The organism is Stenotrophomonas bentonitica (assembly GCF_002887735.1).
Lineage (GTDB): Bacteria > Pseudomonadota > Gammaproteobacteria > Xanthomonadales > Xanthomonadaceae > Stenotrophomonas > Stenotrophomonas bentonitica_A.
On the sequence record NZ_PKQP01000003.1, the window covers coordinates 174,886 to 188,920 of the forward strand.

The 14,035-nt window shown below is 67.9% G+C and carries 12 protein-coding genes; 7 read left to right on the forward strand and 5 right to left on the reverse strand.

The annotated features are described in order from the left end of the window. The first annotated feature begins 212 nt into the window (after nt 1–212). From C0R07_RS07890 to C0R07_RS07910, 5 genes are all read left to right on the forward strand, one after another. Nucleotides 213–2,282 (forward strand): TonB-dependent siderophore receptor, encoded by a 2,070-nt coding sequence (locus C0R07_RS07890; RefSeq protein ID WP_070472276.1) that lies wholly within the window; start codon nt 213–215, stop codon nt 2,280–2,282. A 146-nt stretch (nt 2,283–2,428) separates the two neighbouring features. Further along, nucleotides 2,429–4,606 carry a YccS family putative transporter gene (yccS, locus tag C0R07_RS07895; protein WP_102788618.1) on the forward strand — a complete coding sequence of 726 codons (2,178 nt, stop codon included), beginning with the start codon at nt 2,429–2,431 and terminating at the stop codon, nt 4,604–4,606. A gap of 116 nt (nt 4,607–4,722) precedes the next feature. Next, nucleotides 4,723–6,612, forward strand: a complete 1,890-nt coding sequence (locus C0R07_RS07900; protein WP_070472287.1) for an MFS transporter — start codon at nt 4,723–4,725, stop codon at nt 6,610–6,612. 214 nt (nt 6,613–6,826) lie between these two features. After that, nucleotides 6,827–7,186 (forward strand): CD225/dispanin family protein, encoded by a 360-nt coding sequence (locus tag C0R07_RS07905; RefSeq protein ID WP_019185331.1) that lies wholly within the window; start codon nt 6,827–6,829, stop codon nt 7,184–7,186. Next, nucleotides 7,186–7,605, forward strand: a complete 420-nt coding sequence (locus tag C0R07_RS07910) for a DUF2752 domain-containing protein (protein ID WP_070472290.1) — start codon at nt 7,186–7,188, stop codon at nt 7,603–7,605. Before C0R07_RS07905 ends, C0R07_RS07910 begins: the two co-directional genes overlap by 1 nt. A gap of 9 nt (nt 7,606–7,614) precedes the next feature. Here C0R07_RS07910 and ampE read toward each other — a convergent pair whose 3' ends face one another. The 5 genes from ampE to C0R07_RS07935 form a co-directional block, all read right to left on the reverse strand. Then, nucleotides 7,615–8,508 carry a regulatory signaling modulator protein AmpE gene (gene ampE, locus C0R07_RS07915; protein ID WP_070472292.1) on the reverse strand — a complete coding sequence of 298 codons (894 nt, stop codon included), beginning with the start codon at nt 8,506–8,508 and terminating at the stop codon, nt 7,615–7,617. A gap of 120 nt (nt 8,509–8,628) precedes the next feature. After that, nucleotides 8,629–9,534, reverse strand: coding sequence for an NAD(+) diphosphatase (gene nudC / locus C0R07_RS07920; protein WP_070472296.1), 906 nt, complete (start codon nt 9,532–9,534; stop codon nt 8,629–8,631). Between the two features lie 69 nt (nt 9,535–9,603). Then, entirely contained in the window at nt 9,604–9,993 is a 390-nt protein-coding gene (gene erpA, locus C0R07_RS07925) for an iron-sulfur cluster insertion protein ErpA (protein WP_019185327.1), read from the reverse strand. 54 nt (nt 9,994–10,047) lie between these two features. Next, nucleotides 10,048–10,509 carry a bactofilin family protein gene (locus tag C0R07_RS07930; RefSeq protein WP_019185326.1) on the reverse strand — a complete coding sequence of 154 codons (462 nt, stop codon included), beginning with the start codon at nt 10,507–10,509 and terminating at the stop codon, nt 10,048–10,050. Nucleotides 10,510–10,513: 4 nt separating this feature from the next. Beyond that, nucleotides 10,514–11,263 (reverse strand): DUF6776 family protein, encoded by a 750-nt coding sequence (locus tag C0R07_RS07935; protein WP_019185325.1) that lies wholly within the window; start codon nt 11,261–11,263, stop codon nt 10,514–10,516. 181 nt (nt 11,264–11,444) lie between these two features. Between C0R07_RS07935 and C0R07_RS07940 the strand changes: the two genes are divergently transcribed. Both C0R07_RS07940 and C0R07_RS07945 read left to right on the forward strand, forming a co-directional pair. Beyond that, nucleotides 11,445–12,071: a DUF4126 domain-containing protein gene (locus C0R07_RS07940; protein WP_070472299.1), complete on the forward strand. Its 627-nt coding sequence runs from the start codon at nt 11,445–11,447 to the stop codon at nt 12,069–12,071. Nucleotides 12,072–12,104: 33 nt separating this feature from the next. After that, nucleotides 12,105–13,988: an EAL domain-containing protein gene (locus C0R07_RS07945; RefSeq protein ID WP_390330703.1), complete on the forward strand. Its 1,884-nt coding sequence runs from the start codon at nt 12,105–12,107 to the stop codon at nt 13,986–13,988. The last annotated feature ends 47 nt before the right edge of the window (nt 13,989–14,035 follow it).

Consider the following 14,035-nt stretch of genomic DNA (forward strand, 5'->3'; position numbering starts at 1 on the left):
CGGTACGTCAGGCAGGTACGCCCGGTAGGTGCGCCCCGGTTTGACGCGACGTAACAAAACGACAACAATTCTCATCCAGCCACGGTCCTGCGTCGCCCACTGCGATGCCCCCGCTGCCGGTTCCCGGCCAGCCTGCGCGATCCAGCCATCGACCCTCCCCCGCCCTCTGTAGATCGCGGACGGCGTTGTGCTGTCCGCCAAGGAACCCATCGATGCTGTCGTCCTCCCTGCCCCGCCTGGCCACGTTGGCCGTTGCGCTGTCGCTGGCCTGCGCCGCCCATGCCCAGTCCGTACCGGACGGCACCGCGCGGGCGCGCTCGGCCACCGACCTGGATGCGATCAAGGTCACCGCCGAACGTACCCACACCGATACCGGCGCCCTGGGCGACCGCGCCGTGCGCGATACCCCGTTTGCGATCTCGGTCGTCGGCCGCGAGGACATCGAAAAGCGCCAGGTGGTCTCGCTGGGCGAAGCCTTCCTCACCGATCCTTCGGTGGTCACCCAGGTCAGCGCCTACGCCAGCGGCTGGAGTTCGCCGATCCGCAACCGCGGCATCGATCTCAGCTACGACAGCTACCGCGTCAACGGCCTGCAGGTGTCCTCGTGGGGCACCGAGTGGCCGCTGGAAGTGATGGAACAGGTGGAACTGCTCAAAGGTCCCGGCGGCTTCATGTACGGCTTCGGCCAGCCCGGCGGCATCGTCAACTACGTCACCAAGAAGCCGACCGAGGTCACCACGCTGTCGGCACAGCTGGGCTGGCGCGAGGCGGGCATCGTCAGTGGGCAGCTCGATGTGGGCGGACGCTTCGGCAACGAGGACATGTTCGGCTACCGCTTCAACGCGTACCAGGAGAAAGGTGAAACCTTCAACGGCGGGGAGGTGAACCGCAAGGTCGGCGCCCTGTCGCTGGATGCACGCCTGACCGACCGGCTGACCTGGACCTTCGATGGCGTGTTCCAGTCGCGCGATCTCAGCAACGAGTCGCCGCAGTATTACTTCATCGGCCTGACAGAGCTGCCGCGCCCGCTCGCGGGCGACATCGACAACAGCATCGATGGCAGCTACTACGACACCCGTTCCAGCCTGCTCTCCACGGCGTTGAACTGGCAGATCAACAATGACTGGAAGGCCAGCCTGAGCTATGGCGTGACCACCTCATGGAACGACGTCAACAAGATCTTCGCCTATATCGATGACGTCAACGGCGATTACAACGTCAACACCTACGAGCTCGGCGGCAAGAGCGAGTGGAAGCTGGCCCAGGCGATCGTGCAGGGCCGCTTCCAGACCGGCCCGCTGTCGCACCAGGTGGTCGCCGGCGTCTCCCACCAGACCGGGCTGGGCTGGGACCGTCCCTACGAGTGGAACACCATCGGCCGCGGCAACCTCTACCAGCGCCCGACACTGCGTCATGACGCGGTCGGCTCGCGCGTGCTCAGCCGCGGCAGCGAAACGGTGCAGCAGGCGGCGTTTGTCAGCGATACCGTCAGCTTCGCCGATGGCTGGTCGCTGCTGGCCGGCGCGCGCTACAACGACTTCGAGAACAAGGGTGCGTACCACACCTATCCGGTCACCCCGACCTACGCCCTGATGTACAAGCCGGCCGACGCAGTGACGCTGTATGCCAGCTACGTGGAATCGCTGGAAGCCGGCAGCCGCGTGGGCAGCGATTACATCAACGCCGGTGACGTGCTCGACCCGACCATCAGCAAGCAGTACGAGATCGGCGCCAAGATCGAGTACCCGCGCTGGAGCGCCAATGCCGCCGCCTTCCGGCTGGAGCGTGGCGCGAACATCGACCTGCTCACGCCCGCCGGCAAGCTGCTGGTGCAGGACGGCATCACGCTGTACGAAGGCGTGGAAGTCAGCGGCGACGTACGCCTGACCGATGCCTTCACGCTCGGTGGCGGCGTGACCTGGCTGGACCCCACCTACGACAAGCTCTCCCCCGACAGCGTCGCCCAGGAAGGCAACCGCACCGCCGGCGCCGCCCGCTGGCAGGGCGTCCTGCACGCCGACTACAGCGTCCCGCAGGTCGAGGGCCTGAGCGTGTATGCACTGGCCCGTTACTACGGTGACGTCTATTACGACGCCGACAACACGCTCAAGCTGCCCGACTACACGCTGGTCAACGCCGGTGTCGGCTACCGGATGCAGGCCGCCGGCCATCCCGTCACCTGGCGCGCCGGCGTGGAGAACCTGGCCAACAAGAAGTACTGGTCCAACGCAGGCGTCGGCCTGCCGCGCACCTTCGCGGTAAGCGTGCGCTGGGACATGTAACCGGAAGCACACAGGTAGTGCCGACCGCTGGCCGGCTCCTCGGCATTGTCGGGAGCCGGCCAACGGCCGGCACTACCGTCGGCGGTAGAGGTGTCCCCTTCACTCCGCACCGGCAATAATGGCGGCCTCTCTTCCGCCGAGTCGCCATGCCCTCGTTCGAAACCCGCGTCAGCCGCCTGTGGGCACATGAAAAGGCCAGCTATGGCCTGCGGGTATTCATCGCGTTGTCGGCGGCCATGGGGCTGTGCTGGTACCTGGACCAGCTGCCCGCCCTGCCCGGCGTGTTCCTGGGCATCATCGCCAGTGCGATCGCCGAGACCGACGACAACTGGTGGGGCCGGATCAAATCGGTGGCGCTGTCGCTGCTGTGCTTCGTGGCGGCCGCCGCGGCGGTGGTGGTGCTGTTCCCGCATCCGTGGTGGTTCATCACCGCCCTGGCCGCGGCCACCTTCGGGCTGACCCTGCTCGGCGCGCTCGGCGAGCGCTATGCCTCGATCGCGCAGGCCACGGTAACCCTGGCCATCTACACGATGATCGGGCTGGAACAGCACGGTGCCGCCGATCTGTCCCAGGCGATCAACGCCGTGAGCCACCTGCTGGCCGGTGCGGTCTGGTATGCGTTGCTCTCGATCCTGTGGACCGCCCTGTTCGCCAACCGCCCGGTGCGCGAGCGGGTTGCCCGCCTGTATCTGGAGCTGGGCCGCTACCTCAAGCTCAAGGCCGATCTGTTCGAACCGGTCCGCGATGCGGACGTGCAGAAGCGCCAGCTCGCCCTGGCCGAGCAGAACCGGCGCGTGGTTGAAGCCCTCAACATCGCCAAGACCGCGATCCTGGCGCGCTTTGGCCGCTCCGGTCGGCCCGGCGTGCAGTCCGGCCTGTACCTGCGCCTGTACTACATGGCCCAGGACTTCCACGAGCGCGCCAGCTCCTCGCACTACCCCTATGGCGCGCTGACCGAAGCGTTCTTCCACAGCGACGTGCTGTACCGCTGCCAGCGCCTGCTCGCGCTGCAGGGTGAGGCCTGCGCCAACCTGGGCCAGGCGATCCGCCTGCGCCAGCCGTTCCAGTACGGCGAGCGCACCAAGCAGGCCACCGCCGACCTCACCGATTCACTGAGCTGGCTGCGCGCCCAGCACAATCCCCAGTGGCAGCGCCTGCTGGCCTCGCTGGAACTGCTGGGCCACAACCTGCAGAGCATCGAACGCCGCCTGTCCGAAGCCGAGAAGTCCGAGTCCACGCTGGACAACGTCGATACGCGCCTGCGCGATACCAACCCGCACACCCTGCGCGAGATGGGCGTGCGTATCCGCCAGCAGCTCACCCCCGGCTCGGTGCTGTTCCGGCATGGCCTGCGCATGGCGCTGGCGCTGATCGTCGGCTTCGCGGCGATCCGCCTGTTCAACGCCCAGAACGGCTCCTGGGTGCTGCTGACCATCGTGTTCGTCTGCCGCCCGCACTTCGGTGCCACCCGCCAGCGGCTTGCGCAGCGGATCGCCGGCACCCTGATCGGCCTGGTGCTGACCTGGGCGCTGATGCAGTTGTTCCAGGACCTGCGCATCGAGCTGCTGATCGCCCTGCTCTCGGCGCTGCTGTTCTTCTTCACCCGCAGCGATCGCTACCTGGTGGCCTCGGCGGCGATCACGGTGATGGCGCTGACCTGCTTCAACCTGATCGGCGATGGCTTCCTGCTGATCTGGCCACGGCTGGTGGATACGCTGCTGGGCTGTGCGATCGCCGCGGCGGCCGCCTTCCTGATCCTGCCCGACTGGCAGGGCCGCCGCCTGAATCTGGTGATGGCGCGGGTGCTCGACAACTGCGCCAGGTACCTGCACGCCGTGCTCGGCCAGTACGGCAGTGGCATGCGGGACGATCTGGCCTACCGCATCGCACGGCGCGACATGCACAACGCCGATGCGGCGCTGTCCACGGCCCTGTCGAACATGCTGCGCGAGCCGGGCCACGTACGCCGCAACCTGGATGCGGGGTTCCGCTTCCTGGCGTTGTCCAACACGCTGCTCGGCCATCTCTCCGCGCTGGGTGCGCACCGCACCCAGCTGGACAGCTACGGCCAGGACCCACTCGCCTTGTCCGGCGGGGAACGCGTGGAGCAGGCGATGCAGCAGATCGCCAGCGCGCTGCAGCAGCGCGAGCCGGTGGCCGAAGACGCCAACGACGGCGACCGCGCCCTGGCCGAACAGCTGGAGCAGATCCCGGACGACATGCCGCCCCAGCTGCAGCTGATCCGGACCCAGATGGGCCTGATGCTGCGCCTGCTGCCCAAGCTGCGCGGTGCCGCCAACGAGGCCGCGCGCACGCTGCGGTAGGTATCGACCGGTGGTCGATACGGATGTTGAACGGGGCTGCCTGCACCGTACCGCGGCGCTGCCATGCTGCGCCAACAGGGAGAATGCTAGGCTGCGCCGGTTCGCAAGGAGTCTCCATGTCCGGCCATAGTCAGTTCGCCCTGCTCAGGCAACGCCGTTTCCTGCCGTTTTTCATCGTCCAGTCGCTGGGCGCGTTCAACGACAACGTCTACCGCCAGGCGATCATCGCGCTGCTGTTCTTCCTCGGCACGCCGATCGAAGAGCGCTCGCTGTACACCAACCTGGCACCGGCAATCTTCATCCTGCCGTACTTCCTGTTCTCGGCGCTGGCCGGGCAGATCGCGGAGAAGCTGGAGAAGTCGCGGCTGATCGTGATCACCACGACCATGGAGATCGCGATCATGTCGCTGGCCGCGGTCGGCTTCCTGACCGAGAGCATGCCGGTGCTGCTGGTCGCGCTGTTCTGCACCGGCATGCAGTCCACCCTGTTCGGGCCGGTGAAGTACTCGGTACTGCCCTCCATCCTCAAGCCCGAGGAGCTGACCGGCGGCAACGGCCTGGTCGAAATGGGCACCTCGCTGTCGATCCTGACCGGCATGATCGCCGGCGGTCTGATCTTCACCCTGGCGGGCAGCCATGGCCCGATCGTCGCCGCGACCGCGGTGATCGTGCTGGCCGTGGCCGGCAACCTCACCGCGCGGATGATCCCGAAGGTCGATGCCGGCGCACCGGACCTGAAGATCAACTGGAACCCGCTGCCCGAGTCGCTGGCGGTGCTGCGCATGGCCAAGAAGCAGAAGGCGGTGCGCAACGCGATCCTCGGCGTGTCCTGGTTCTGGTTCGTCGGCACCATGCTGACCTCGCAGCTGCCCACCTACGCCGAAATCAATCTAGGCGGTGGCTCCACGCTGTACATCTTCGCGCTGGCGCTGTTCTCGCTCGGCACCGGCACCGGCTCGCTGCTGTGCGAAAAACTGTCCGGGCGCACCGTGGAGATCGGCCTGGTGCCGCTGGGCGCGTTCGGCATGACCGCCTTCATGCTCGACCTGTACTTCGCACGTGCCGGGGAAGCCGCCGCCGCCGGGCTGTCGATCTGGCAGTTCGTACAGGCGCCCGGCAGCGTGCGCATCATCATCGACCTGATCGGCATCGGCCTGTTCACCGGCTTCTTCGTGGTGCCGCTGTTCGCACTGATCCAGAGCCGCACGGCCAAGTCGGAGATGTCGCGCGTGTTCGCCGCGCTCAACATCCAGAACGCGGGCTTCATCGTCCTGGCCGCCGGCCTGGGCCTGCTCACCCAGCGCGTGCTGGACTGGACCATTCCGCAGCTGTTCCTGGCGCTGGCGATCGCCAACGCCGTGGTGTCGATCTACATCTTCACGATCGTCCCCGAATTCCTGATGCGCTTCCTCAGCTGGGTGATGGTGCGCGCGCTGTACCGGCTGCGCCCGCACGGCATCGAAGCCAACGTGCCGGACGAGGGCGCGGCGCTGATCGTGTGCAACCACGTGAGCTACATGGACGCGCTGATCCTGTCGGCCACGATCCCGCGTCCGGTGCGCTTCGTCATGTACTACAAGATCTTCAACATCCCGGTGATGCGCTGGATCTTCCGCACCGCCAAGGCGATCCCGATCGCCGGCGCACGCGAGGATCCCGCACTGATGCAGGCCGCGTTCGATGAGGTGGACAAAGCGCTGGCCGAGGGCGAGCTGGTGTGCATCTTCCCCGAGGGCGCGTTGACCCGCGATGGGCAGATGGGGGCATTCAAATCGGGCGTGGAGAAGATTCTCGAGCGTCGCCCGGTGCCGGTGGTGCCGATGGCTCTGCGCGGCATGTGGTCGAGCATGTGGAGCCGGCGCGACACGCGCCTGGGCCGCATGCGCGTGCCCCGTCGCTTCCGCGCGCATGTCGAGGTGGTCGCCTCCGCACCGATCGCCGGCGAGGTCGCCACGGCCCCGATGCTGGAGACACAGGTGCGGCAGCTGCGGGCTGACCAGGCGTGAGTCCCGCCCTGCCTGCATGTAACCGTATACATGGACGCGGGTACATCGGTTAGATTACCGCCCGGGGCACCTCGCCCGCGCTGGCCGGCGCGGGCGGACGCTCGATGCCGGACATTGCCGTCGTGTCACCTGTTGCCGATCGTGCCTCATCGCGTGTGTTGTTCGCCCCGGATCCATCCCATACACACCCACCCAAGCAAATGGAGCTTCGCTGATGAATGCCACCGCCCCCCTGCCGCCCGCCCCGGGCAGCATTCCGAACCACCTGATCTGGTCGATCGTCGTCACCATCCTGGCGTTCTTCGTGTGCTGCCTGTCGTGCCTGAGCTTCCCGGGCATCGTCACCGGCGTGGTCGCGATCGTGTTCGCCAGCAAGGTCAACGGCCTGCTCAACCAGGGCGACCTGGAAGGCGCGCGTCGTGCCTCCAAGAACGCCAAGATCTGGGCGTGGGTCACCACCGGTTTCCTGATCGCCGGCGTCGTGCTGTTCGTGATCTCGCTGGCCTTCATGGGCGTTGACGGTTACATGCAGCAGATGCAGCAGTTCCAGCAGCAGATCGAAAGCGCCAGCTGATGATCGCGCTGCACGGCAAGCGCTGGTTGCTGGCGGCCCTGCCGCCGGCCGCCTTGGCCGCCGGCGCGGGGTTCTGGGTGCTGCGGCACTACGACCCCAACAGCGCCAGCAGTCCGTTCCCGCCGTGCAGCTTCCTGGCCGTTACCGGGTACTACTGCATCGGCTGCGGGCTGACGCGTGCACTGCACGCGCTGGCCCACGGCGATGTGGTCGCCGCGTTCTCGATGAATCCCCTGGCGATGCTGATGCTGGCCATCGCCCCGCTGGTGATCGGCTGGGCACTGGGCTGGCGCCCACGCGTGCTGCAGCCGCTGATCACGCTGTTGATGAAACCGGCGTTCTGGCTGATCCTGCTGCCGGCCTACTGGATCGCACGCAACCTGCCGTGGGTGCCGTTCACCTGGTTGGCGCCGGGCTGAGCTGAACCGCTAGGTCACCCAGCCGGCGATGACCAGCAACGCCAGTACTGCCATCCACAACAGCAGCATGCGCCACACCAGGCTCATCGCATCGCGCAGTTCCGGCAGCCGACGCCATACCGGCACCATGCCCGCATCGCTGTAATCGTGCGCATCCTCGCGCAGCTCGGCACTGACGCTCGCCCGCGCGACCGCGCCAAGGAAGTGCGTGGAGGTGGCCCACTGGTTGCCATGCGCCTCGCGCCACGCCTTGAACGCCGTATCGAAGTTGCCGACCAGCGCCATCGACAGCGACATCAGCTGCGCCACCGGCCATTCCAGCCAGGACAGCACCACGCGTGCACCGGCGACCGCTTCCACGCTGGCCAGCGAGCGCATCGGGCCGACCGCCAGCAACGCCAGCAGGCGATACAGCAGCGCGCCGACCGGACCCAGCAGCAGGAACCAGAACAGCACCGCGAACCAGCGCCGCAGCGCGTTGAGCACCGTTGCTTCGACGAGCGAGGGGACGTCTTCGTGCAGGCTGCCACCGGCGGACTGCAGCTGCGCGATCGCCAGATGACGCGCATGGGCGTCATCGGCATCGATCACCGCCTCGACATCACGGTCCAGGTCGCGCGGGCCCCAGCACATCACCAGCACCAGCACGCCCAGCAGCAGTGACGGCAGGCCGTACACCCGATCATCGAAGAGCCACTGGATCAGGCCCAGCACCACGACGAACGGCAGCACCGCCAGCCAGGCACCCTTGCGTCCGCGCCAGGCGCCGTCTTCGGCGGCATGCCGGTCCAGCCACTGCAGCCAGCGCCGGTAGAGGCCGAAACGCCGCAGCGCGACGGCCGCGCCCGGCGCGACATGGCCCAGGGCCAAGGCAACCAGCACGGCGACCAGGGTGGTGAACATGTAAGCCTCCGGCTCGGGACGTGGAACGCGCCGCTACTATGCCTTGCGGCCCGGCAATTCCCTGGGCCGTAGGTAATGTAACGCGCCGCGTGTTCAGCCTGCGGCAACGGCAGGCGACGGTCAGGCGACCTGCTGGCGGTACCAGTGCTCGATCAGGCTGCGCGAGATCGAGATCGGCGGGGACAGGCGGATGCCTTCGCCGTCGTCCTCGACATCCCGGGCCAGGGCAGCGCCCACGTCCTGGGCGGTGAACCAGCGGGCATCTTCCAGCTCGCCGTTCACGGTCGGCACGTCGTCTTCGGCCGTGGCGGCGAAGCCGAGCATCAGCGCGCCGGGGAACGGCCATGGCTGGGTCCCCAGGTAGCGGCACTCGCGCACGCGCACCCGGCTTTCCTCGAACACCTCACGGACCACGGTCTGCTCCAGCGATTCACCGGGCTCGACGAAGCCGGCCAGCACCGAATAGCGACGCGGGGCCCAGTTGGCCTGCCGGCCCAGCAGCAGCCGGCCCTGGTTTTCCACGGCCACGATCACGGCCGGATCCACCCGCGGGTAATGTTCGGTTGCGCACTGGCCGCAGCGTCCGACGAAGCCGCCACGGCTGAAGGTCACCGCGCCGCCACACACGCCGCAGAAACGGGTGCGCGACTGCCAGTAGGACATGCCGCGTGCGTAACAGAAGGCGGTGGAATCGGCGATGGACCAGGTCGCGGCGGACTGCCGCAGGTCGACCCGCTGCGGGGCCGTCACCGACAGGCCGGCGGCCTCCATCGAGAACCACGCCTGCTCGCCGCGCAGGCCGAGGAAGATCGCGGTACCCGGGCCACCGCCCAGCTCGGCGCCGGTCAGTGGCAGGGGCTGGCCGTCGTTGCCCGCCAGTGCGGTACCGTCCTGGTCGAGCACCAATACGCGCGCGTCCGGCCACAGCCGCAACAACGCATCGGCGTCATCGCGCAGGGTATCGGCGCGCTCCAACGGCTCGCTGACGAAGGCGAAACCGGAAAGCTGCGAAGAGAATTTGGACATCGCAAGAGCCTGCCCACATTCGGCGGGACTGGCAAGCGGCAACCGACCCTCAGGCCGGTTGCGCGCGCATCACATGCTGAAACTGCTGCCGCAGCCGCAGGTGGTCTTCGCGTTCGGATTGCGGATCACGAACTGCGCGCCGGTCAGGCTCTCGGTGTAATCCACCTCGGCGCCCATCAGGTACTGCAGGCTCAGCGGATCCACCAGCAGGGTGACGCCGGCGGTATCCACCGCCAGATCGTCCTCGGCCCGGTTCTCATCGAACTCGAACCCGTACTGGAAGCCGGAACAGCCACCGCCTTCGATGTAGACGCGCAGGGCGAGGGCAGCGTTGCCCTCATCCTGGATCAGCTCCTTGACCTTGGCCGCAGCGGCCTCGGTGAAGTTCAGCGGACGGTCCAGGGACTGGTAGTTCGGCGCGGCGGCGGGTGCGCCGGGCAGGGAAACAAGCGTGCTCATGCCCCCAGCATGGGGCTGCATGAGCACGGTTTCAAGGTGTGGCGCCGGCGCGATTCAGGCCATCGCCTCGGCCAGCTTCCTGCGGGCGGCGGTGTCCTTGCCCTTGCCCTCGTCCGCATCCCCGGACGGCGGCGGCAGGGCCATCTGCGCCGAGGTGTGGATCAGGCGGCCGGTCAGCTGGGCACCGGCGTGCATTTCCACCACCTGGTAGTGGATGTTGCCGGTGACCCGGGCGCTGGGGGTCAGTTCGACCCGCTCGGTGGCATGTACATCCCCATCCAGGCGGCCGCTGATGACCACCACCTGGGCGCGGATCTCGCCCTCGATGGCGCCGTGCTCGGCCACCGTCAGGGTGGCGTTGCTGGCGCCGTCCTGGGCAATCACCTTGCCCAGGATGGTGCCTTCCACATACAGGCCACCGCTGAATTCCACGTCCCCGCGGATCACCACCTGCGCGCCGATCAGCGCGTCCACGACCAGATGTCCGTCGCGGTTGGACTTGTTGCTGCCAAACATGGGCTTACTCCCCTTCTTTTGCCGATGCCGCCGGTGCCCCGGCCTGTTTCCAATCGAATACCTGGGTGGCGCCCCCCGCGCCCGATCCCAGCGTGACCCGCACACGTTGCGGGGTGAAGCCTTGGGGCAGCATCACGCTGCCGGTGAGCTGCTGGAAGTACCGGAAGGAATAGTCCTGGCCCGGTACCTTGGTGCGCTGGTGCAGCTCGTCCCAGCTGACCGAGGTCAGCTTGCCGTCCTTGACGCCTTCCACGGTGAAGCGCATCTGCCCCTGGCTGATCGCCCCCCGGTTCAGGTTCTGGGTCAGCACCACGGCGTATTGCCAGGTGCCGCCGGTTTCCGGCGAAAACTCCACCGAATGGGTGTTCAGGCCCTTGCGCTGGCTGGTCGCCCCGACCAGGCGCTCGTAGAAGGCCACGTCGGCGCGCAGGCCGGCGATCTCTTCATCGCGCTCACCCAGCGAGGCCTGGACCTCGGTATTGGCAGCACGGCTGATGCGGTCGGAGGCCTGCAGGGTAGCCTGGCGCTGCTGCAGTTCGATGAGCTGCTGCTGGAGGCGCTCGTTGCGGGTCTCGGCGGCCTTGAGCTGGGTGCCGACGTCGCCGCCGGGTGAGCCCAGCCAGGCGCCGAGCAGCGCGGCCAGGATCAGCGACAGCAGCCAGGCACCGCCCAGCACCAGCAGGCGCTTGCGGTCCTGCACGGGCGGCGTGCCCGGCCGACGGATCTGGATGCGGGAAGGTGTGGGCTTATTCATGGCAGTCCTGGGCGACCGCGCCTGCCGGCGCTGTCGCAACGGCCCCTGTCTGGAACGACGGGCTAGTGTAAGTCAGGGAAAAGGCCTTGTCCGCGCAGGCTCGGGATCCGGGCAGTAGCGTTCATGGACGTCATCCACGATAGTGTGCGCCTGTGCACATTCTGCCACCGGAGCGCGTGCCATGACCGAAGCCCACCTGTTCGTGATCGGCATCCTGCTGGCCTGGCTGGCCGGTATCCGCGTGTACCTGACCGTGTTCGGCGTGGGGCTGGCCGGCCTGCTCGGCTGGGTCGACCTGCCGCCCGCGCTGCAGGCCACCGAATCGTGGTGGGTGCTGGGCACCTCGGCCGCGCTGGCCATCGCCGAGTTCTTCGCCGACAAGATCCCCGGGGTCGATTCAGTCTGGGACCTGATCCAGACCCTCGCCCGGGTACCGGCGGGTGCGTTCCTGGCCGCGGCCACGCTCTCGCCCAGCGGTGAACTCAGCGGTACCGCCCTGGTGGCCGGGGCCGGCGTGGCGCTGGCCAGCCACGGGCTGAAGTCCGGCACCCGTGCCCTGCTCAACACCTCGCCCGAACCGGCCAGCAACTGGGTCGCCTCGGCGGCCGAAGACACCGTGGTGGTCGGCGGGCTGGCGCTCGCACTGGCGCACCCGTGGCTGGCGCTGATCCTGGTGGTGGCGTGCAGCCTGATCGGCGCGTTGATCGTGTGGATGATCTGGCGGACGCTGTGGAAGGGGATGCGCTGGCTGATGCGCCAGGCCGACAGTGGGCAGACGCAGGTGAAACCGGGCACCCTGCCCCGGTAAGGCGCGCCCTGCCTCCGGGCGTTCATCGCATAATTGCGGCGCAGACTGGGAGTACGGATGGCCGTTCACGACAACGTTGTTGCACCCGCCCGCGCCGTGCGCGCTGAAACGCCGCCGGCCGAGCACTGGCAGCGCTGGCAACGCCAGGCCACGCCCGCCGCGTTGCCGCACAGCAATGTCGTCGCGCTCAATCCCGTGCCGGCCAGCCCGCCGCCGTTGCTGCCGCCAATGACCACCGATGCCAGCGACCTGGTGCCGCCAGGCATCGATTCGCCGTACCGCGTCCTGATCGTCGAAGACGACCGCTCGCAGGCGCTGTTCGCACAGAGCGTGCTGCACGGCGCCGGCATGCAGGCGCTGGTGCACGGCGATGCCGAAGGCGTGCAGCAGGCCATCGCCGAGCATCGCCCCGACCTGATCCTGATGGACCTGCACCTGCCCGGCCTGGACGGCATGCGCCTGACCGCGTTGATCCGCCAGCAGCCTGGCCAGCAGCTGCTGCCGATCGTGTTCCTCAGTGGCGACCCGGATCCGGAGCGCCAGTTCGAGGTACTCGACAGCGGTGCCGATGATTTCCTCAGCAAGCCGATCCGCCCGCGCCACCTGATCGCGGCCGTCTCCAACCGGATCCGCCGCGCCCGTGCGCAGGCCGCCTCGCAGGCGGGCAACGCGGGTGCGCCGGCGATGAACAATCCCGAGACCGGCCTGCCCACCCGCCATCACGTGATGCAGGAGCTGGGCACCTCGCTCGCGCACCGCGATCGCGGCGGCCTGTTCTTCATCGAGATCGCCAGTGCGCTCGGCCTGCGCGAACGCTATGGCTATGCCGCCTTCGAACGGCTGATGACCCAGGCCGGCCAACGCCTGGCCGATGCCGCGCAACCGCACCTGCTGGCGCGCTTGAACGACAACAGCTTCCTGGTCCTGGCCCGCGATGCCGACGAGGACACGCTGGATACGATGGCGCACGCGCTACGCGAACAGTTGTCCACGCGCGCGTTCGTGATCCGCGATGACGAATCGGTGCACCTGCGCGGCGTGGTCGGCCATGCCCAGCTCTCCCCGGGCTTCTCCGATGCGGGCAGCGCGCTGGAAGCGGTCGAACGCACGACGCTGCAGGCGCGCCTGCTGACCGCCGGCGTGGCCGCCTATGTGCGTCGCGAAGATGTGGCCGCACAGGAACATCTTGCGTTGCTGGAAGGGCAACTGGAACTGGCCTATCAACCCATCGTCGCCGTCGCCGGCGGCAACACCGCGCAGTACCAGGTGCTGCTGCGGCTGCGCCAGGCCGATGGCAGCGTGCTGGCCGCCGGCCAGGTGATTCCGGCGGCCGAAGCGGCCGGGCGCATCGCCGATCTTGACCAGCAGGTGCTCGACCACGCACTGGGCCTGCTGGATCTGTATCGCCACGCCGCACAACCGCTGCACCTGTTCGTCTCGCAGTCGCTGCGCACGCTGGCCCGCGATGCGTTCGGCGATTGGCTGCTGGAGTCGCTGGCCAGCCGCCAGATCGACGGCAGCGCGCTGGTCATCGACGTGCGCCTGCCTGATGCCCTGATCCACACCGTCACCCTGCAGCAGTTCTGCACGCGCATGCATGCAGCCGGCGTGCGCTTCTGCCTGAGCCAGTTCGAGCCGGGCGATGAGGCCAACGCCTTGATGGCGCAGCTGCCGCTGGCGTATGTGCGCATGGCCGCGCGCTTCTCCAACAGCCATGCCAACCAGCAGACCCGCGACGAACTGCGCGCGGCGATCGACCGGGCGCACCGCGCCGGGCTGCGCATCATCGGCCAGCAGATCGAAGATCCGCAGGCCGCGGCCGCGATGTGGATCAGCGGCGTTGATTTCATCCAGGGCAACATGGTCCAGTCCGCCGGCAGCGAACTGAACTTCGACTTCCAGAACTCGGTGCTCTGAGCATGGGACGCCACGGACGGCCAGCCCCCTCGCCCACCCCGGCCTCG

What these genes read in the sequence shown, in the direction of transcription:
- C0R07_RS07890 (WP_070472276.1), top strand. Translation starts at nt 213, where the DNA reads ATGCTGTCGTCCTCCCTGCCCCGCCTGGCCACGTTGGCCGTTGCGCTG.
- yccS (WP_102788618.1), top strand. Translation starts at nt 2,429, where the DNA reads ATGCCCTCGTTCGAAACCCGCGTCAGCCGCCTGTGGGCACATGAAAAG.
- C0R07_RS07900 (WP_070472287.1), top strand. Translation starts at nt 4,723, where the DNA reads ATGTCCGGCCATAGTCAGTTCGCCCTGCTCAGGCAACGCCGTTTCCTG.
- C0R07_RS07905 (WP_019185331.1), top strand. Translation starts at nt 6,827, where the DNA reads ATGAATGCCACCGCCCCCCTGCCGCCCGCCCCGGGCAGCATTCCGAAC.
- C0R07_RS07910 (WP_070472290.1), top strand. Translation starts at nt 7,186, where the DNA reads ATGATCGCGCTGCACGGCAAGCGCTGGTTGCTGGCGGCCCTGCCGCCG.
- ampE (WP_070472292.1), bottom strand. Translation starts at nt 8,508, where the DNA reads ATGTTCACCACCCTGGTCGCCGTGCTGGTTGCCTTGGCCCTGGGCCAT.
- nudC (WP_070472296.1), bottom strand. Translation starts at nt 9,534, where the DNA reads ATGTCCAAATTCTCTTCGCAGCTTTCCGGTTTCGCCTTCGTCAGCGAG.
- erpA (WP_019185327.1), bottom strand. Translation starts at nt 9,993, where the DNA reads ATGAGCACGCTTGTTTCCCTGCCCGGCGCACCCGCCGCCGCGCCGAAC.
- C0R07_RS07930 (WP_019185326.1), bottom strand. Translation starts at nt 10,509, where the DNA reads ATGTTTGGCAGCAACAAGTCCAACCGCGACGGACATCTGGTCGTGGAC.
- C0R07_RS07935 (WP_019185325.1), bottom strand. Translation starts at nt 11,263, where the DNA reads ATGAATAAGCCCACACCTTCCCGCATCCAGATCCGTCGGCCGGGCACG.
- C0R07_RS07940 (WP_070472299.1), top strand. Translation starts at nt 11,445, where the DNA reads ATGACCGAAGCCCACCTGTTCGTGATCGGCATCCTGCTGGCCTGGCTG.